17 protein-coding genes are annotated in these 19,396 nt (G+C 71.7%); 13 read left to right on the top strand and 4 right to left on the bottom strand.

The features are described 5' to 3' along the window. Window positions 1-31: 31 nt before the first annotated feature. Window positions 32-778: a 16S rRNA (uracil(1498)-N(3))-methyltransferase gene (locus tag P0Y31_RS10405; protein ID WP_275869081.1), complete on the top strand. Its 747-nt coding sequence runs from the start codon at window positions 32-34 to the stop codon at window positions 776-778. Here P0Y31_RS10405 and P0Y31_RS10400 read toward each other — a convergent pair. Both P0Y31_RS10400 and P0Y31_RS10395 read right to left on the bottom strand, forming a co-directional pair. Continuing rightward, a complete protein-coding gene (locus P0Y31_RS10400) occupies window positions 775-1,953 on the bottom strand; it encodes a Gmad2 immunoglobulin-like domain-containing protein (protein ID WP_275869079.1) in 1,179 nt (392 codons plus the stop codon). The two genes, P0Y31_RS10405 and P0Y31_RS10400, sit on opposite strands and share 4 nt — an antisense overlap. Continuing rightward, window positions 1,950-2,471 carry a SigE family RNA polymerase sigma factor gene (locus tag P0Y31_RS10395; RefSeq protein ID WP_275869076.1) on the bottom strand — a complete coding sequence of 174 codons (522 nt, stop codon included), beginning with the start codon at window positions 2,469-2,471 and terminating at the stop codon, window positions 1,950-1,952. The genes P0Y31_RS10400 and P0Y31_RS10395 overlap by 4 nt, the downstream gene beginning before the upstream one ends. A 105-nt stretch (window positions 2,472-2,576) precedes the next feature. On the opposite strand from P0Y31_RS10395, the gene P0Y31_RS10390 reads away from it, so the two are divergent. The 11 genes from P0Y31_RS10390 (at window position 2,577) to P0Y31_RS10340 (ending at window position 15,828) form a co-directional block, all read left to right on the top strand. After that, window positions 2,577-2,945, top strand: coding sequence for a histidine triad nucleotide-binding protein (locus P0Y31_RS10390; RefSeq protein ID WP_275869073.1), 369 nt, complete (start codon window positions 2,577-2,579; stop codon window positions 2,943-2,945). 25 nt (window positions 2,946-2,970) lie between these two features. After that, window positions 2,971-4,026 (top strand): PhoH family protein, encoded by a 1,056-nt coding sequence (locus tag P0Y31_RS10385; RefSeq protein ID WP_275869071.1) that lies wholly within the window; start codon window positions 2,971-2,973, stop codon window positions 4,024-4,026. Further along, on the top strand, window positions 4,004-4,471 hold the full coding sequence (ybeY, locus tag P0Y31_RS10380) for an rRNA maturation RNase YbeY (protein WP_275808745.1): 468 nt from the start codon (window positions 4,004-4,006) through the stop codon (window positions 4,469-4,471). Before P0Y31_RS10385 ends, ybeY begins: the two co-directional genes overlap by 23 nt. Window positions 4,472-4,478: 7 nt before the next feature. Then, entirely contained in the window at window positions 4,479-5,798 is a 1,320-nt protein-coding gene (locus tag P0Y31_RS10375; RefSeq protein WP_275869069.1) for a hemolysin family protein, read from the top strand. Further along, a complete protein-coding gene (gene era, locus P0Y31_RS10370) occupies window positions 5,795-6,724 on the top strand; it encodes a GTPase Era (protein ID WP_275869067.1) in 930 nt (309 codons plus the stop codon). Before P0Y31_RS10375 ends, era begins: the two co-directional genes overlap by 4 nt. Window positions 6,725-6,814: 90 nt before the next feature. Beyond that, window positions 6,815-8,890 (top strand): alpha/beta fold hydrolase, encoded by a 2,076-nt coding sequence (locus tag P0Y31_RS10365; RefSeq protein ID WP_275869065.1) that lies wholly within the window; start codon window positions 6,815-6,817, stop codon window positions 8,888-8,890. Window positions 8,891-8,894: 4 nt separating this feature from the next. Further along, window positions 8,895-9,704 (top strand): CPBP family intramembrane glutamic endopeptidase, encoded by an 810-nt coding sequence (locus P0Y31_RS10360; RefSeq protein WP_275869063.1) that lies wholly within the window; start codon window positions 8,895-8,897, stop codon window positions 9,702-9,704. A 283-nt stretch (window positions 9,705-9,987) separates the two neighbouring features. Next, complete coding sequence (locus P0Y31_RS10355) at window positions 9,988-11,718, top strand: BCCT family transporter (RefSeq protein ID WP_275869061.1); 1,731 nt, start codon at window positions 9,988-9,990, stop codon at window positions 11,716-11,718. Between the two features lie 253 nt (window positions 11,719-11,971). Beyond that, window positions 11,972-13,090 carry an ankyrin repeat domain-containing protein gene (locus P0Y31_RS10350; RefSeq protein WP_345803636.1) on the top strand — a complete coding sequence of 373 codons (1,119 nt, stop codon included), beginning with the start codon at window positions 11,972-11,974 and terminating at the stop codon, window positions 13,088-13,090. Window positions 13,091-13,172: 82 nt separating this feature from the next. Beyond that, the gene (locus tag P0Y31_RS10345) at window positions 13,173-14,207 is read left to right on the top strand and encodes an aspartate-semialdehyde dehydrogenase (RefSeq protein ID WP_275869057.1); all 1,035 of its coding nucleotides are present in this window, start codon (window positions 13,173-13,175) and stop codon (window positions 14,205-14,207) included. Between the two features lie 46 nt (window positions 14,208-14,253). After that, entirely contained in the window at window positions 14,254-15,828 is a 1,575-nt protein-coding gene (locus P0Y31_RS10340; protein WP_275869055.1) for a hypothetical protein, read from the top strand. Here P0Y31_RS10340 and P0Y31_RS10335 read toward each other — a convergent pair. Next, window positions 15,788-16,684 carry a GNAT family N-acetyltransferase gene (locus tag P0Y31_RS10335; protein WP_275869052.1) on the bottom strand — a complete coding sequence of 299 codons (897 nt, stop codon included), beginning with the start codon at window positions 16,682-16,684 and terminating at the stop codon, window positions 15,788-15,790. The genes P0Y31_RS10340 and P0Y31_RS10335 overlap by 41 nt on opposite strands. 63 nt (window positions 16,685-16,747) lie before the next feature. Then, complete coding sequence (locus P0Y31_RS10330) at window positions 16,748-17,383, bottom strand: GNAT family N-acetyltransferase (protein WP_275869050.1); 636 nt, start codon at window positions 17,381-17,383, stop codon at window positions 16,748-16,750. A gap of 256 nt (window positions 17,384-17,639) precedes the next feature. Between P0Y31_RS10330 and leuA the strand changes: the two genes are divergently transcribed. Further along, window positions 17,640-19,379, top strand: coding sequence for a 2-isopropylmalate synthase (gene leuA, locus P0Y31_RS10325; RefSeq protein WP_275869048.1), 1,740 nt, complete (start codon window positions 17,640-17,642; stop codon window positions 19,377-19,379). The last annotated feature ends 17 nt before the right edge of the window (window positions 19,380-19,396 follow it).

Below are 19,396 nucleotides of genomic sequence, written 5' to 3'. Positions count from 1 at the left end.
GCCGGCCCCCAGACCAGACAGGCCGTATGCCGTGACGCTGCCCCTGTTCCTCGTCGCGCCCGAACGTCTCGCCGGCGCCCGTGCCGGTGGCTCGGTGCTGCTCGACGGGCCGGAGGGCCGGCACGCCGCCACCGTGCGCCGCATCGGCGTGGGGGAGTCGGTGCTCCTCTCCGACGGCCGGGGCACGCGCGTGACGGCCGCGGTGGTCTCCGCCGGCAGGGATGAGCTCGAGCTCGAGGTCACCGCCGTCGAGGAGGACCCGGAGCCGGCCCTGCGGCTGGTCCTGGTGCAGGCCCTGGCCAAGGCCGACCGCGACGACCAGGCCATCGAGTCCGCCACCGAACTCGGTGTCGACGAGGTCGTGCCCTGGCAGGCCGCGCGCAGCATCGTGGTGTGGCGCGGCGACCGGGCGGCCAGGGCGCTGCGCAAGTGGGAGTCGGTGGTGACGGCCGCTGCCAAGCAGTCCCGTCGCAGCAGGGTGCCGGTCGTGGCCGAGCCAGTCTCGCAGCGCGCCCTCGTCGAGCGGGTGCGCGGCAGCGCGCTGGCCCTCGTGCTGCACGAGGACGCGAGCACGCCGCTCGCCGGCCGGGCGCTGCCCGAGTCGGGCGACGTGCTGGTCGTGGTCGGCCCCGAGGGCGGCATCAGCCCCGAGGAGCTGGCCGCCCTCGAGGAGGCTGGGGCGGTTGCGGTGCGGCTCGGCTCGACCGTGCTGCGCTCCTCGAGTGCCGGCCCTGCGGCCCTGGCGGTGCTGAGCGCCGCCGCGGGTCGCTGGAGCTAGCCCCCGGACTGCGTCACCGAGAAGCTGACCCGCCGCTCCGCGTTGACCGACCTGCCGTCCTCCATGCTCGGCTCGAAGACGCGGACCGTGTAGCTGCCCTGGGGCAGCGCCCCGAGGGAGAACGAGTAGGTGCCGCGCTCCGGCGCCCCGGTGCTCGCCGTGGTGTGGCCGCTCTTCAGCACGGTGCCGCCCCGGAGCAGCTCCCAGCTCAGCGTTGCCTCGAAGACGGTCGCCTCGCCCTTGACGGTGACCGGCCGGCCGGCCCCCAGGGCCGCGTCCCGAGCCGGGGAGGTGACCCAGATCGGCGCTAGGTCCTGGTAGGACTCGCTGCTGGGCGGCCGGTCGTAGCGCTGCGCGGCCGGGAAGGCCCCGAAGAGCGCGGTGGAGCCGTCAGCGACCCGGAAGGTCACGGGGATCGTGCCCTTGCCCACCGCCGCCTGCGCCGTCCAGACCAGGGACTGCACGGCCACCCGTGCCACGTCCCGGTCGTCGATGCCGGGGGAGCCCGGGCCGCTGAGGGTCACGGTGATGAGGTCGGGCGTGACGGCCACGTCGTCGACGGTGGTGCCCGACCACGGCTGGAGGTAGCCGTCGGTGTTGCTGAACGGCTGCGCGTCCATCGCCAGGGCCAGGGCCCCGGTGGCCTTCTGCGCGTCGGTGGCCTCCACCGGGAGGCTCGCCGGGAGGAACTCCCGGAAGAGCCGGAACACCGGGCGGTCGCCGCCCACCGATCCCACGAAGTAGACGGGCAGCGCGGTGCGGCGGGCGGCCGGCGGTGCCGTCGAGGACGCGCTCGGCTCCGACGAGGGGCCGGTGGTGGCGGTCGGGTCCGGTGCGCTGGAGGAGGGTGCGGAAAGGCCCTGCGAGGGGGTGCTCGGGGCAGCGGCGGGACCCCGGTCGGCCGCGTCGGGCCGCGTGCCGCCCCACACGGCGACCGCGATGGCGGCGACCGCCGCGGCGGCCGCCAGCGGAGCGAGCCAGTGTCGTCGCCCCGGCCGCTCGTCGTCCTGCCCGGCTGCGTGCCGCGACGCGGCCAGGATGTGGTCGAGCCGGTCGGAGGGCCGCACCTGCTGGGCCTCGTGGTGCAGCGCGTGGCGGAGCCTGTGCTCGACGTGGGTGAGGCCGGTGTGGTCGTCCTCGCCGGCAGCGGGGTGCTCGAAGGGGCCGGGGCTCATCGCTGGGCCTCCATCGTGTCGCGCAGGGCAGCGAGCCCGCGGTGGGCGTGTGCCTTGACCGAGCCGGCGGAGATGCCGAGGGCGTCGGAGATCTCCGCCTCGCTCAGGTCGAGGTAGTAGCGCATGGTCAGGACCTCTCTCTGGCGCTGTGACAACCGGGTCAGCGCCCGGATCATCGCGACGTGGGACTCGTGCTCGAGGGCGCGCTCCTCCGGGCCGGGCTCGTGGCCGCCGGAGGTGGCCCGCTCGCCCTGCACCCGGTTGAGGTAGCGCTCCTCGACGCCCCGGTGCCGCAGTCGCGATCGCGCCCCGTTGACCACGGACCGTCGCAGGTAGGCCGCGGCCCGGCTGTGGTCGCGCAGCGAGCTCCAGCTGGCGTGCACGGAGATGAAGGCGTCCTGGGTGACCTCCTCGGCCAGCTGGTCGTCGCGCAGGAGGAGCCAGGCCAGGCGCACGAGGCCCGCCCAGTGGGCGGCATACAGGTCGGCGATGGCCTCATCGGCATGCTGGGAACCCACTACCGGTGCCGGTCCCCCAGCGCTTCTCTCGGCCACGCCCAACGTTCTCACGCGCCCCTGACGCGCAGCGGCTGGCGGGGGTTGACGCGCCGATAGTCTCGGTCCATGAGTGCTTCCGAGAGCGCCGCTGACAGCCGCGACTGCCTCTTCTGCCGCATCGTCGCCGGTGAGGTCCCCGCCACGGTCGTGCACGAGACGCCGAACACCACGACCTTCCGCGACATCGACCCGCAGGCACCCACCCACGTCCTCGTCGTGCCCAAGCGGCACGTGCCGACGTTGGCCGAGCTGGCCGACGTGTCGCCGGAGGAGCTGGCCGAGGTCGTGCGGGCCGTCGGAGACGTCGCGCGGATGGAGGGCCTGGAGCGGGGGTACCGGGCCGTCTTCAACACCGGCCCCGACGCCCAGCAGTCGGTGTTCCACGCGCACGTGCACGTCGTCGGGGGCAGGCCACTGACGTGGCCCCCCGGCTGACCGGCACCGTAGACTGGCCGACAACATGAACGACGCAGATCGTCCGACCCCGCCAGAGGGGCAGCCCGAGAGCACGTCCCGGCCGACGCCGACCCACACGGTGGTGATCCCGCCGGAGGTGCAGATGGTGACGCTGCTGGGGCCGCGGGACGAGCTCCTGCGCACGATGGAGCGGGCCTTCCCGCTCGTGTCGATCCACGTGCGCGGCAACGAGTTCCACATGACCGGGCCGAGCGCCGACGTCGCCCTCGTGGAGCGCACCATCGACGAGCTGCTGCTCGTCATCGAGGGCGGTCAGCCGCTCAACCGCGACGCCGTCGAGCGCTCCATCGGCATGCTCCGGGCGCAGACCGCCGAGCGGCCGGCCGACGTGCTGACCATGAACATCGTCTCCTCGCGGGGTCGCACGATCCGGCCCAAGACGTTGAACCAGAAGCACTACGTCGACGCGATCGACGAGCACACCGTCGTCTTCGGCATCGGTCCCGCGGGCACCGGCAAGACCTACCTCGCCATGGCCAAGGCCGTGGCGGCGCTGCAGGCCAAGCAGGTCAACCGGATCATCCTGACCCGTCCCGCGGTCGAGGCGGGCGAGCGGCTCGGCTTCCTGCCCGGCACGCTCAACGAGAAGATCGACCCCTACCTGCGGCCGCTCTACGACGCGCTGCACGACATGGTCGACCCCGACTCGATCCCGCGCCTCATGGCGGCCGGCACCATCGAGGTGGCGCCGCTGGCCTACATGCGCGGCCGCACGCTCAACGACGCGTTCATCATCCTCGACGAGGCGCAGAACACCTCGCCGGAGCAGATGAAGATGTTCCTGACGCGCCTGGGCTTCGGCTCCAAGATGGTCGTGACCGGAGACGTCACCCAGGTGGACCTCCCCGACGGCACCCGGTCGGGCCTGCGGGTCGTGCAGGAGATCCTCGAGGGCGTCGAGGACATCCACTTCGCGATGCTCACCCCGCACGACGTCGTCCGGCACCGCCTGGTCGGCGCCATCGTCGACGCCTACGGGCGCTGGGACGACCGCCAGCAGGGAGGGCGAGCGCAGCGTGAGCGTCGACGTTCTCAATGAGACCGACCACCAGCTCGACGAGCTCGAGCTGGTGGCCTGCGCGCGCTACGTCATGGAGCAGATGCGCGTGCACCCGGGCGCCGACCTCTGCATCCGCCTCGTGGACGAGCCGGCCATGGAGGTCCTGCACGTGCAGTGGATGGACCTGCCCGGTCCGACCGACGTCATGTCCTTCCCCATGGACGAGCTGCGGCCCGGCCGCGAGGGCGTCGAGCCCGAGGAGGGCGTGCTCGGCGACATCGTGCTGTGCCCCAGCGTCGCCGCGAAGCAGGCGGCCGAGGCCGGCCACGCCACCGAGGAGGAGCTGCTGCTCCTGACGACCCACGGGATCCTCCACCTGCTCGGATACGACCACGCCGAGCCGGAGGAGGAGCGCGAGATGTTCGAGCTGCAGCGCCAGCTGCTGCTGACCTTCCTGGCCGGACGGGGCCGACCGGGGACGTGATCGACCCATGGTGATCCAGCTCGTCCTCCTGGCCCTGCTCAGCCTCCTCATCGCCTTCCTCCTCGCCGCCGCCGAGGCGGCCCTGTTCCGCACCTCGCGCATCCGCGCGCACGAGCTGCTCGAGGAGGGCAGGGCCGGCGCGAAGGCGTTGGAGCGCATCGTCATCGACGGCGCGGCATACCTCTCGGTGCTCGCGTTCGTGCGGGTGGTCGCGGAGGCGGCCACAGCGGTGTTCATCACGTTCGCGGTCAGCCAGCTCGTCGACGGGCTGGCCCTGCGGGTCCTGACCTCCATCGGGATCATGGCGCTGGTGTCGTTCGTCATCGTCGGCGTCTCGCCGCGCACCCTGGGGCGCCAGCACTCCGACTCCATCGCCCTGGTCTCGGCGCCGGCCGTGGTGTGGCTGCGCCGGGTGCTCGGGCCGCTGGCGCGGCTGCTCGTCGCCCTCGGCAACGCCGTGACGCCGGGCCGGGGCTACCGCGACGGCCCGTTCCAGAGCGAGTCGGAGCTGCGCGACCTGGTCGACCTCGCGGGGGAGAGCGCGCTGATCGAGGCCGAGGAGCGGGAGATGATCCACTCGGTCTTCGAGCTCGGCGACACCGTGGCCCGGGAGGTCATGGTGCCGCGCACCGACATGGTCACCATCGACGGCGACCGGCCGCTGCGCTCGGCGATGTCGCTGTTCCTGCGCTCGGGCTTCTCGCGCATCCCGGTGGTCGGCGACGGCCCCGACGACGTCCTGGGGCTGCTGTACTTCAAGGACGTCGTGCGTCGGGTGAACGCCGACCCCGAGGCCGGCTCGATTCCGGTCACCGCCCTGATGCGGCCCATGCACTACGTGCCCGAGAGCAAGCCCGTCGACGACCTGCTGCGCGAGATGCAGAGGGACCAGAGCCATTTCGCGATGGTGGTCGACGAGTACGGCGGCACCGCCGGCCTGGTGACCATCGAGGACATCCTCGAGGAGATCGTGGGCGAGATCGCCGACGAGTACGACCGCGAGGCGCCCGGGGTGGACCACCTCGAGGACGGCACGACCAGGGTCCCCGCGACGATGGACATCGACGACCTGGCCGACCTCTTCGAGGTGGCCATCGACGAGGACGAGGTCGACACCGTCGGCGGTCTCATCGGGAAGACCATCGGCCGGGTGCCGATCCTCGGGTCGAGCTGCGAGGTGTCCGGCCTGAGGCTGACAGCCGAGCGGATGGCCGGACGCCGGCACCGCATCGCGACGGTCATCGTCGAGCGGCTGCCCGAGCCGGAGCCGGAGCACGAGGTGGAGCGCACTACGGTGGAGCCCACGGACCGGGAGGGTGTGTCATGAGCCAGCGCAGTGAAAGCGGGTATGCCGCCGGGTTCGCCTGCCTCGTCGGGCGGCCCAACGCGGGGAAGTCGACGCTGACCAACGCCCTGGTGGGACAGAAGGTCGCGATCACCTCCTCCAAGCCGCAGACGACCCGGCACACCATCCGCGGCATCGTCACCACCCCGGCGTCGCAGCTGGTGCTGGTCGACACCCCCGGGCTGCACAAGCCGCGCACCCTGCTGGGCGAGCGCCTCAACGACGTCGTGCGCGAGACGCTGCTCGAGGTCGACGTCATCGGGTTCTGCCTGCCCGCGGACCAGCGCATCGGCCCGGGTGACACGTTCATCGCCAACGAGCTCAAGGAGATCCAGCGCGCCAAGCGTCGGCCGGTGGTGGCGATCGCGACGAAGACCGACCGCGTGGACAAGGGCCGGCTGGCCGAGCACCTGATCGCCATCGACCAGCTGGGGGAGTGGGACGAGATCGTGCCCTGCTCGGCGGTCAAGGGTGACCAGGTCGAGGACGTGGCCCGGGTGCTCTCCTCGTTCCTGCCGCCGTCGCCGGGGCCGCTCTACCCCGAGGGAGTCCTGACCGACGAGCCCGAGGCCGTCATGATCGCCGAGCTGGTCCGCGAGGCGGCCCTGGAAGGCGTCCGCGACGAGCTGCCGCACTCGCTCGCCGTGGTCGTCGAGGAGATGGTGCCGCGGGAAGGCCGTCCGGAGGACAGCCCGCTGCTCGACGTGCGCGTGAACGTCTTCGTCGAGCGGCCGTCGCAGAAGGCGATCATCATCGGGCGGGGCGGGTCGCGGCTGCGCGAGGTGGGCAGCAACGCCCGCCATGGCATCGAGGCGCTGCTGGGGCAGAAGGTCTTCCTCGACCTCCACGTGAAGGTCGCCAAGGACTGGCAGCGCGACCCCAAGCAGCTGCAGCGGCTCGGCTTCTGACCCCGCCGGGACCTTCGGCCCTGACCGTCGTGCCGCCCCGTGCGGACGCTGGCTGCGTGAGCGAGGGTCGGACGTCCAGGCGGTGACGCTGTGGGGGCGGAGCGCCTGGGCAGGCAGCGCGACGAGGAGGTGCAGCTGCCGCGTCTCCTGACGTGGGCGAGGGTGCTGTCCCTGGTGGTCATCGCAGGGCTGCTGGCGGGCCTCGCCGTCCTGCGGCTCTCGGGGGAGCCCGACCCTCCGGTGGTGCCCGACGGCGCGCGGGCCGGGACGCTCACCCTCCATTCGTGCGAGTACGTCGGGGAGAGCGGCAGCGTCGCCGCCGACTGCGGCACGCTGGTCGTCCCGGAGAACGCCGAAGCCGACGCGGGGCGGCTCCTGGCTCTCCCGGTGACTCGAGTCCGCGCGAGGTCGGACCCCCCGAAGCAGCCGATCTTCTTCCTCACTGGTGGCCCAGGCCAGTCGAACATGGACTTTGAGTTCGCCGACCGCTACACCGCCGACCGCGACGTCGTGCTCGTCGGCTACCGCGGGGTGGACGGTTCCGTCCGACTCGACTGCCCCGAGGTCGACTCGGCGTTCAAGCGGTCGTCCGACCTGTTGAGCGAGGCGTCCTTCGAGGCCTACGGCGCGGCGTACCGCTCCTGTGCGGACCGGCTCGCCGAGAGCGGGATCGACCCGAGGCGCTACGGGTTGGTCGAGCAGGTCGACGACCTGGAGGTGGCGCGGGTCGCGTTGGGCTACGACCGCATCGACCTGCTGAGCGAGAGTGCCGGTACCCGCACCGCGCTGGTCTACGGCTGGCGGCATCCCGAGAGTATCCACCGGTCGGTGCTGTTCGGTGTGAACCCGCCGGGCGCGTTCGTCCAGGACCCGACTGCGACCGACGAGCAGATCGAGCGGTTCGCCGCGATGTGCGCCGCAGACGAGAGCTGCCGTGGCCGCACCGACGACCTCGCCGCGAGCATGCGGGAGATCAGCCGTGACGTTCCTGACCGTTGGATGTTCCTGCCGGTCAAGGAGGGCAACGTCCGCGCGATGGCCCTGCTCGGGCTCCTCCAGCCCGCGAGCGGGCCAGCCACGGCCCCGATGATGATCGATGCGTGGCTGTCTGCGGAGGAGGGCGACGTCAGTGGCCTGTGGGTGAGCTCCTTGCTGGGTGACGTCCTGACGCCGGAGCTGTTCGTGCGTGGGCAGTACGCCTCGGCCGCCATGCTCGACGCAGAGGCTGCCCGGGACTACTTCGCGGTGGGATCGGGCGACCCGTCGGACCTCGCTCACGCCGCGAGCTCGCTGGCGTGGGCCGGTGGCCGGCTGGTGGACGCGTGGCCGGCATCGCCCCACGAGGAGCGCTACAGCACCCTCCGGACGTCGCGGGTGGAGACGCTCCTCGTGGGTGGGGAGATCGACGTGGCGACGCCGCCGCAGGTCGCCACGAGGGAGCTGCTGCCCTACCTTCCGAACGGTCGGGAGGTCGTGCTGCCGGGTTTCGGCCACACGCAGAGCTTCTTCAACGACCAGCCGGATGCCGGCACCCGGCTGATCCTGACCTATCTGGACAGCGGTCGCATCGACGCATCCGGCTACACCCCGTTGAGGATGGACTTCACGCCGCCGAGCACCTACGGGTTACTGGCGAAGCGGCTCGTCGGCACCATGCTCGCGCTGTCGGCTCTGATGGTGGTCACGCTCGCGGTGCTGGCTCGCCGCCGGCGGACTCGGGACCACCTCGGCCGCACGACCGAGCTGTTGACTCGCACCGTGGGTGCGGTCGTGCTGGGCCTTGGCGGGTGGTCTCTCGGCGCCCTGGCCGTCCTTACGGCGCTGCCGGGGGTGCGGATCGACAACGAGCTGCTCGTGGTGCTCTCCGTCGGTGTGCCGGTCGGCCTGGTCATCCATCTGGCGTCGCTGCACCGCAGCTGGCCCCGCCGGACGGTGCACGCGCGGCTGCTGCTCGGGGGCGCAGGTGCTCTCGTGGGTGCGTGGGTCGGCTTCGAGGCGACGGAAGTCCCGATCGCCCTCGTCACCGTCGCGGTCGGTGCGGTCGCGGTCGCGAACCTCGCGCTGATCCTGCTCGACATCTCGCGAGACCAGTCGTTCCGGCAACGGGCAGCCGCCACTCCGTCGTCGGCTGGCGGTCACCTGAGCCGGGTCCCCATTCAGGAGTGACGACATGAGCGATGTGCAGGCGTCCCAGGGCGGCACGTCGCCCGCTGCTGCCAGGCCCCCCGGTGACTCGTCGGTCGTGGTGCCGCAGTACGGCAGGGCCCGGATCCTGGCGGTGTGGGCCGCTGCGGCCCTGCCCATGGCCGTCCTCGCCTGGCTGGTCGCGCCGGCGCTGGCTGGCCGGATCACCGGTGCGGGGTACGTGCCGATGGTCAAGGCCCTGCTCGTGTGCCTCACAGTCGGACTGGTCTGGCAGTTCGTGCTGGTGGTGGTCCTGGTCGGGAGGGAGCAGGGGAGCCTTCGCTGGCCCGTCCTCCGGGAAGCCCTGTGGCTGAGGTCGCCGCGCAGTCCGAAGACCGGCCGCCTCGGGGGCCGGGGCTGGCTCGTCCTGATACCCCTTGTCGTGGCGTTCGCGATCGAGGGTCTGCTTCCCTCGCCGCCGGTCCCCGCGGACCGTGACCTCAACCTCTTCCTGCAGTCGGACACGGGGCAGGACTTCCTCGACGGGGCCTGGGGGTGGTTCGGCCTCACGGTCGTGCTCTGGGTCTTCAACACGGTGCTCGGCGAGGAGCTGCTGTTCCGGGGGTTCCTCCTGCCCCGGATGAACGGCGCGTTCGGGCGAGGCGACTGGGTCGCGAACGGCGTGCTGTTCGCGGCCTACCACCTCCACGTCCCGTGGCGGATTCCGGCGACCCTGCTCGACATGTTCATCCTCGCCTACCCGACGAAGCGGTACCGCAGTGCCTGGATCGGCATCGCCGTCCACAGCTCCCAGAGCGTCGTCTTCGCCGTCCTCGTCCTCGCGATCGTGCTCTAGCGACCGGCACACCCGTGGCTGTGGTGCGGCTCACGGTATGCCCAAAAAGCGTTGTGCCACAACGCAATTAGCGGGACGTCCCGGCTGTCTGCCACGGATTCGATTTGATGTCAAGGGTTCCCGTTGGCACAGTGTCAGGTCGACTTGACCAGGCCTGACACGTGACCGACGAGAAGACGAAGGAGAGGCGCCCCGCGACCCGGGGCGCCGATACTGCGTGACGACACAACTGACGACAACAGGACCCACCGGTCCCACCGACCTCACGGGCGAGGGCGCGCCCATGGACGACGCCCCGCACCCCGCCCTCGACCTCGACCTCGAGGAGCACCCGGCCGACGAGCCGCAGAAGCTCGACAAGGTGGTCTTCGGCATCACCGCTGCGCTGGCCATCGGCTTCGTGCTGTGGGGCTTCCTCAGCACCTCGACCCTGAGCTCCGCCTCGGGCGCCGGGCTCGACTGGGTCGTGCACAACATGGGCTGGCTGTTCGCCCTGGTGGCCAGCGGCTTCGTGCTCTTCGTGATCTGGCTGGCGGCCGGCAAGTTCGGGCGCATCCCGCTCGGCCGCGACGACGAGGAGCCGGAGTTCCGCACCGTCTCGTGGATCGCCATGATGTTCTCGGCGGGCATGGGTATCGGCCTGATGTTCTACGGCGTCTCCGAGCCGCTGTCGCACTTCGTCTCGCCCCCGCCCGGCACCGGTGCGGAGGGCAACCCCGAGGCGCTGCAGAACGCGATGGCGACGACCCTCTTCCACTGGACCCTGCACCCGTGGGCGATCTACGCCGTCGTCGGCCTCGCCGTGGCGTACGGCGTGTTCCGCAAGGGCCGCTCGCTGCTGATCAGCTCCGCCTTCGCGCCGCTGCTCGGTGAGAAGCACGCCGGCGGTCCGGCCGGGCGCGTCATCGACATCCTCGCGATCTTCGCGACCCTGTTCGGCTCCGCGGCCTCGCTCGGCCTGGGCGCCCTGCAGATCGGCTCGGGCCTCGAGCTCGTCGCCGGGCTGGGCAAGGCGGGCAACGGCGTGCTCGTCGCCATCATCACCGTGCTGACGGTGTGCTTCATCCTGTCGGCGGTCTCGGGTGTCTCCAAGGGCATCCAGTACCTGTCGAACATCAACATGGTGCTCGCTGTGGCGCTGGCCGTGTTCGTGTTCGTGGTGGGCCCGACCGTGCTGATCCTCAACCTGGTGCCGACCGCCGTCGGCAGCTACTTCGAGGACCTCGCGATGATGTCCGCGCGCACCGACGCCGCCGGCGGCAGCGCCATGCAGGAGTGGCTGTCCGGCTGGACGATCTTCTACTGGGCCTGGTGGGTGTCGTGGACGCCGTTCGTCGGCATGTTCATCGCCCGCATCTCCCGCGGCCGCACCATCCGCCAGTTCGTGACCGGCGTGCTGCTCGTGCCGAGCGTGGTCAGCCTGGTCTGGTTCGCCATCTTCGGTGGCGCCGGCATCGACATGCAGCGCAAGGGCACCGACCTGGCCGGCCAGGCCACGGCCGAGGGCTCGCTGTTCGCGATGCTCTCGAACATGCCGCTGGCCACCATCACGTCCGTCGTGGTGATGCTGCTCGTCGCGATCTTCTTCGTCTCCGGCGCTGACGCGGCGTCGATCGTGATGGGCACGCTCTCCGAGCGCGGCACCCTGGTGCCGAGCCGCAAGACCGTCATCTTCTGGGGTGCCGCCACCGGTGCCGTGGCCGCCGTCATGCTGATCGTCGGCGGCGAGGACGCGCTCTCCGGCCTGCAGAACATCACCATCGTGGCAGCCCTGCCGTTCCTGGTCGTGATGGTGGGCCTGGCCGTCTCCCTGGTGAAGGACCTCAGCACCGACCCGCTCATCGTGCGGCGCCAGATCGCGGTCGCGGCCATCGACCAGGCGGTCGTGACCGGCGTGACCGAGCACGGCGACGACTTCGCGCTCGTCGTGGAGGAGGCTCCCGCCGAGGCCGAGGCCGAGGTCGACGAGTCCGATCGGACCCAGCGCGAGCACCGCGAGTCCGTGACCGTCTGACACGGACGAGCAGCACCGCGACGGCGGTCGGCGGCGGGTCACCCGCCGTCGGCCGCCGTCGCCCTGTCCGGGCCTCGCCTCGGGCAGGATGGGGGGTGTGAGACCCGCCAGGTTTGCAGCCGTACCGCTGCTGCTGGTGCTGGGCTTGGGCGCGGGATGCACGGACGGGCCCACCCAGGCGAGGACGACGATGTCGAGTGCCCCACCGACCACGTCAGCTGGGGCCGGGAGCGGCACCCCCCGGTCCGCCGTCCTGCCACCAGAGGGCGCGTCGCCGGCGGAGCTCGATCAGGCGCTGCGTGAGGCCGCGTGGCGCGACCGGGTCGCTGACGTGGCCGAGCTGGTCCGCCGCGGTGCCGACGTCAACGCCAAGGACGAGACACAGCAGTCCGCGTACCTCATCGCCACCAGCGAGGGTCACCTCGAGCTCCTCGAGCTCGCGCTGAGACACGGCGCCGACGTCGACGCCAAGGATGGCTGGAACGGCACTGGCCTGATCCGGGCCGCCGAACGAGGCCATGCGCTCGTCGTCGGCCGACTGTTGCGCGCGGGCATCGAGCGCGACCACGTGAACCGGATCGGCTACCAGGCCGTGCATGAGACGGTCTGGCTCGGACGTGACGAGGAGCGCTACGTCGACACCCTTCGCGTCCTCGTGGCCGGCGGTGCCCAACTGGACCGTCCCTCGAAGCAGGAGGGGCTGACGCCCTTGGAGATGGCTCGGCAGCGTGGTCACCCACGCCTCGAGGCCGTGCTGCGGGCCGCACCGGTGCCACCCACGCGCAGTCCCGACGCAGCCCTCCTCGAGGCCGCCGCGCGTGGTGCGGCCGATGCCGTGGCTGGTGCGTTGCGGGCGGGGGCGGACCTCGAGGTGAGGGACGAGCGCGGCCGCACGGCCCTGCTGCTGGCGGCGACGCACGACCGCGTCGACGTAGCCCGGCTGCTCGTCGCGATGGGGGCCGACCCCGACGCGCTCGACGACCAGCACGACACGCCGTGGCTGGTCACCGGCGTGACCGGGAGCGTGGCGATGCTCGAGGCGCTGCTGCCTGCCCACCCCGACCTGACCCTCACAAACCGCTACGGCGGAGTTTCCGTGATCCCGGCGAGCGAACGAGGGCACGTCGACTACGTCCGCCGGGTGGTCCGGACCGGCATCGACGTCGACCACGTCAACAACCTCGGATGGACCGCCCTGCTCGAGGCGGTCGTCCTCGGCGACGGTGGACGTGACCACCAGGAGGTCGTGCGCGCCCTGCTCGCCGCCGGGGCGGACCCGTCCATCGCCGACCGCGATGGCAGGACGCCGCTCGACCACGCCACGGCACGGGGGCAGACCGAGGTCGAGAGGATCCTCCGTGCGCACCGCTGAGCCGACGGGCGGTGACCGCGCGGCATACCCACATGGTGGTCGCTGCTGAGGTGGGTGCAACGGCGACCGTAGACTCGGGCCCATGCGAGTTGGAGTTTTCGGGGCCACAGGACAGGTCGGCTCGGTCATGCGCGTGCTCCTCGCCGAGCGCGGCTTCCCGGTCGACGAGATCCGCTTCTTCGCCTCTGCGCGGTCCGCGGGCACGACCCTGCCGTGGGCGGGCGGCGAGGTCGTCGTCGAGGACTCCGCCACGGCGGACTTCTCCGGGCTCGACATCGCCCTGTTCTCCAACGGGGGAGCCGCGTCGAGGGAGCTCGCCCCGAAGGTCGCCGCGGCCGGCGCGGTGGTCGTCGACAACTCCTCCGCCTGGCGCAAGGACCCCGACGTCCCGCTCGTGGTGAGCGAGGTCAACGCCGAGGACCTCGACACCATCCCCAAGGGCATCGTCGCCAACCCGAACTGCACCACCATGGCCGCCATGCCGGTGCTCAAGCCGCTGCACGAGCGCGCGGGGCTGGTGCGGCTGCACGTCTCGAGCTACCAGGCGGTCTCCGGCTCCGGCGGCAAGGGCGTGCAGGAGCTCGACACCCAGCTGCGTGGCGGCTACGCCGCCGGCGACCCGACCGGCCTCGCCCTCGACGGGCGCGCCGTCAAGGTGCCCGACCCCAACGTGTATGCCGTGCCCGTCGCCTTCAACGTCGTGCCGCTGGCCGGGTCGATCGTCGACGACGGCTCGCTGGAGACCGACGAGGAGCAGAAGCTCCGCAACGAGTCGCGCAAGATCCTGCACATCCCGGACCTGCGCGTCTCCGGCACCTGCGTGCGCGTGCCGGTCTTCACCGGTCACAGCCTCGCCATCCACGCGGAGTTCGCCGACGACATCTCGCCGGAAGAGGCCCTCGAGCTGCTCGGCAGGGCCCCTGGCGTCGTCGTCACCGACGTGCCCAACCCGCTCGAGGCCACCGGGCGCGACGAGGTCTTCGTCGGCCGGGTCCGGGTCGACCAGGCGGCCCCGGAGGGCAAGGGCCTCAACCTATTCGTGGTCGGCGACAACCTGCGCAAGGGTGCGGCCCTGAACGCCGTGCAGATCGCCGAGGAGCTGCTCAAGCGGCGGTAGTCCGGCCCGCACCGGTAGCCTCGGCTCGTCTACCGGGGGAGGCGGTGTGGGCCGAGGCGAGCGCTCCATCGGCACTGCGGGCCTGCGCGGCCTGGGCGGTGTGCTCCTTGCGGTCGTGATCGTCGCCCTGGCGTGGCCGGTGCCGCCCAACATCCCCTACCGGCAGGCGTGGGTGGTCGCGGCCTACCTGGCGTCGGCGGGGTGCCTGCTGGCGGTGGTCCGCTGGCAGGGTCGGCTGGCCGGCTTGCGGTTGACGGGGTTCGTTCGCCGGCACGCCCTGGCCATCTCCGTCCTCGTGACGGTGACGGCGACCACCGCCTGCACGGTCGTCGCGCTCAACCTCGTCTACCCCTTCGGGTGGGACGCCAAGTTCGTCAACAACCTCGCCACCCGGCTGGCGGCGGGCCCGTACGTGCCGGACCAGTACTACCGGTACCTCTCGCGCTACCCCAACAACGTGCCCTTCACCCTCGTCGCCACGACGGCCCACCGCCTGGCGAAGGCGTGGAGCTGGGACCCCGCGACGGTCTCGGTGCTCTTCAACGGCCTCGGGCTCCTCGTCACCACACAGTCGGTGTATGCCGTGGTGCGCACCATCCGGGGTCCGCTCGCCGGACTGGCGGCGCAGCTCACCGTGGTCGTCCTGGTCGGCCTCTCGCCGTGGCTGGCGGTGCCGTACACGGACATGGCCGCGACACCCTGGCCCGTCCTGGGTACCGCGCTCGCGGTCGCCGCCCTCCACTCCGGCTCGCGGCGGCGGGCGGCCCTGCTGGCGCTGGGGGCCGTGGCCGCGGTGGCCGTGGGCTTCCTGCTCAAGACGACGCCGGTGCTGACGCTGCTGGCGTTCCTCGTGGTGACTGCCCTGGCCGGCCTCAGCTCCGTCCGGAGTTGGAGGCGCCTGCTGGCCGGCGCCCTAGCGGTGGCGGCGGGGGTGGCGGTGTTCGTGGCGGTCGTGGTCGCCGCGGCGGCAGTGCTCCCCGCCGCCGCCGGCCTGGACGCGAGCCGGATCGACACCTCCCGGGCCCCGCCCCCGTCGTGGTGGGTGGTGATGGGCACGTCGGTGAAGCACGGCGACACGACGCGGTACGGCGGCTACGACAGGTCGCTCGTCGTGGCCATCAGGGACAAGGACCGCGAGCAGATCGACGCCTACTCCAAGGCGCTGCTCAGGCACCGGCTGGACAGGCTGGGCGTCGGGGGGTACCTGCGGTTCGCTGCCACGAAGACGGCCTGGAACTGGGGTGACGGGATGTTCTGGGCCTGGGGCGAGGGCCGTGACGCCCGTTCGGTCGTCCCCCGCCACGGCCCCCTGACCGCGTGGGTGGTCTCGTGGAACCACCCGAGCGGTGACCACTACCCGCTGCGGATGGCCCTCACCCAGGCTGTCTGGCTGCTCGTCCTGACGGTCGCGGGTGTGGGGCTGCTCCGCTGCCGCTACCGGCGCGACGTGGCGGTGCTGGCGTTCTCGGTGCTGGGCATCGCGCTGTTCACCCTGCTGGTTCAAGGGCGCTCGCGGTACCTGCTCGTCTACGTGCCGGTCGTCGTCGCTCTCGCGTTCGCCCTGCCCCCGTTCTGGCGGGTCAGCCCAGGTCGGTCATCCAGTGCCGCCAGGTCTGCGTGACCTGCATTCCGACGTGCTCGTAGAGCCCGAGCGCTCCGGTGCGGGAGTCGGTCGCCAGCTCACTCGTGCTGGCCCCGCGCTGCCGGGCCCGCTCGAAGGCGTCGACCAGCAGCGCACGGGCCAGGCCCCTGCCGCGCTGGTCGGCGCGCACCGCGAGCTGGTCGACGTAGCCGGTCCTGCCCGCGAGGATCGTGAAGCAGACGCCGACGGGCTCTGAGTCCCTCGCCAGCGCGAAGCGGATCTGCCACGGCTCGAATCCCGGCCGCAGCACGGTGCGGCTGGCCCAGTCCTCGAAGACTGCGGGATCGCGGTGCGGCCACTCGTTGAAGGCGTCCTCGATGAGCTGGAAGGCGGCGCGCTCGTCACCGGCCGCGAACTCGCGAAGCGTGTAGCCGTCGGGCAACGGCTGTGCCTGGATCCGGGCCGCCTCGGGGAGCTGGAGCACCCACGACGTCCAGCCCTCGCGGTAGCCCCTCGCCCTGAGGAACACCTCGGCCGAGCTGCCGCTGGGCACCGACTGCCCGACCAGCGTGGACCCACCGGCGCGGGCGGTGTCCTCGAGCCAGCCGGCCAGCCAGGTGCCGATCCCGCGCCGCCGGTAGTCGGGGTGCACCGCGGCCTCGCACCGGCGGCCCTTGAAGACGTCGCCGGTCGCGGCGAGCCGGTCTCCGTCGAAGACCCCGATGCTCTGGGTCGCGAGGTCGAAGCTCGGTCGTTGCCAGTCGCCGAGGATGTCCTCGAGCTCGATGGCGGACTCGCCGGCGTCGACCTCCTCGGCAGCTGCGACGAGGTCGGTGACGGCCTGGGCGTCGGAGGGGACGTGGGGACGAGCGACGAAGCCCTCGGGGAGGTCCATGGCGGCAGCATGCCGCAGGGATGCCGGGGTGTCGCCCGAGTTTCGCGAGGCTGACCGGGGCCGCTACAGGCCGAAGAAGGGCCGGCAGGGCTCGAACCCGCGCACCACGACCTGCTCGGGCCACGGCGAGGCGAGCCACCGCTCGCGGGTGAGGCGCAGGTGCACCATCTCGTCGCCGCGGTCGTCGCGCCAGTGCGTCGACACCCCGTTGGGCTGGTAGCCCAGCGACCGGGAGACCCCGAGCGAGGCACCGTTGTCGTGCCAGGCCGAGGTGATGGCTGCCGTCGCGCCGAGCTCGCCGAAGGCCAGCGCCAGGACCGCAGCCCTCGCCTGGACGCCCCAGCCCCTCCCGCGGGCACCGGGCACCAGCCAGGACGATGAGTCCACGGTGCGCAGCCGCACGAAGTCCTCACCCTCGAGCGTCTGGCAGCCCACGACCTCGCCCCGGTGGCTCACCACGAAGGTGAGGGACCACGCCTCGGGGCGCCAGGTGCCCAGGCTGCGCCAGTAGCCCTGGTAGACCACCATCGCCCGGTTCTCGGAGTCCGGCAGTCCCTCGAACCTGGTTGCCGCCGGGTCGAGCTCGAGGTCGTCCGGGAGCCGGGCCGCCAGGCCCGGCAGGTCGGCCTCCGTCACGGGACGCAGCTCGAGGTCGGGCGTGTGCAGCGACAACGCGAAGAGCGGCCAGTGCGAGGTCATGCGGAGGAATGTATGCCGCGCGGCCGGGCCGGCGCGGCCCTTCGCACCGGGGACCGCGGTGCCGCGCGTCCGGATGGTGGGCCGACGAGGGGGCGCGGTGGACGGGTGCCAGCCGCGCGGCATACCCTCACAACGTGCGTTTCGAGCGCCTCCTCCTTCGCCGCCGCGGCGGGGCCTGACCGATCAGCCGCCCCTCGTCGCGGAGTCTGCGTTGCCTAGGCTGAGTAACATCACGCAGCGAACGTAAGGCGAGACGATGATCCACCCGCAGCAGCCCTCCGGGATGCCGGTAGCGAAGTACGTGCCGTTCCAGGACCAGATCAAGGTCGACCTCCCCGACCGCACCTGGCCCACCAAGGCCATCACCAAGGCCCCGCGCTGGTGCGCGGTCGACCTGCGGGACGGCAACCAGGCCCTCATCGACCCGATGAGCCCCGACCGCAAGAAGCGCATGTTCGACTTGCTGGTGCGCATGGGCTACAAGGAGATCGAGGTCGGCTTCCCGAGCGCGAGCCAGACCGACTACGACTTCGTCCGCGAGCTCATCGAGGGCAACCACATCCCCGACGACGTCACCATCCAGGTGCTGACGCAGTGCCGCGACCACCTCATCGAGCGGACCTTCGACGCGATCCGGGGCGCCAGGCAGGCGATCGTGCACTTCTACAACTCGACGTCGGTGCTGCAGCGCAAGGTCGTCTTCGGCCTGGACCAGGACGGCATCGTCGACATCGCGCTGCAGGGCGCCCGGCTGTGCCGCAAGCTCGAGGAGACCGTCCCCGACACGAAGGTCTACTACGAGTACAGCCCGGAGTCCTACACCGGCACCGAGCTCGACTTCGCGGTGCGGATCTGCAACGAGGTCATCGACGTCATCGACCCGACGCCGGACCACAAGATGATCATCAACCTGCCCGCCACGGTGGAGATGGCGACGCCCAACGTCTACGCCGACTCGATCGAGTGGATGGTCCGCCACCTCGACCGGCGCGAGTCCGTCGTCGTCAGCCTGCACCCGCACAACGACCGCGGCACGGGGGTCGCCGCCGCCGAGCTGGGCTACCTGGCCGGGGCCGACCGCATCGAGGGCTGCCTGTTCGGCAACGGCGAGCGCACCGGCAACGTCGACCTGGTCACCCTCGGCATGAACCTCTTCAGCCAGGGCATCGACCCCGAGATCGACTTCTCCAACATCGACGAGATCCGCCGCACCGTCGAGCACTGCAACCAGCTGCCGGTAGGGGAGCGCCACCCCTGGGGCGGCGACCTCGTCTTCACCGCCTTCTCCGGCTCGCACCAGGACGCCATCAAGAAGGGCTTCGAGGCGATGGAGCGGGAGGCCAAGGAGACCGGCAAGGGGATCGACGACCTCGTGTGGGGCGTGCCCTACCTGCCGATCGACCCGCACGACATCGGCCGCTCCTACGAGGCCGTCGTGCGCGTCAACAGCCAGTCCGGCAAGGGCGGGGTGGCCTACATCCTCAAGAGCGAGCACCACCTCGACCTGCCGCGCCGGCTGCAGATCGAGTTCAGCGGCGTGGTGCAGGGCAAGACCGACGCCGAGGGCGGCGAGGTCACCCCGCGCGAGCTGTGGCGCATCTTCAAGGACGAGTACCTGCCGGCCAAGGACGGCGAGGCCAACGAGTGGGGCCGGTTCACCCCGGTGTCGCACACGCTCGTCAGTGGCGAGGACGGGCAGGACCGGATCACCGCGACCATGCTCGACCGTGGCACCGCGGTCACGGTGGAGGGCACCGGAAACGGGCCGATCGCGGCGTTCATCGACGCGCTGGGCAACCTCGAGATCGACGTGCGGGTCCTCGACTACCACGAGCACGCGCTGTCGGCCGGTGGCGACGCCCGCGCCGCCGCCTACGTCGAGTGCGCCGTGGGCGACCGGGTGCTGTGGGGCGTGGGCCTGCACAGCTCGATCGTCAAGGCCTCGCTCACCGCGATCCTGTCGGCGGTCAACCGGGCCGAGCGCGACGCGGGCTGAGCCCAGGGTGCCCTTCG

The organism is Knoellia sp. 3-2P3, assembly GCF_029223115.1.
Lineage (GTDB): Bacteria > Actinomycetota > Actinomycetes > Actinomycetales > Dermatophilaceae > Pedococcus_A.
The sequence above is the reverse complement of the archived record's forward strand: the minus strand, read 5'-3'. Positions and strand labels throughout refer to the sequence as shown.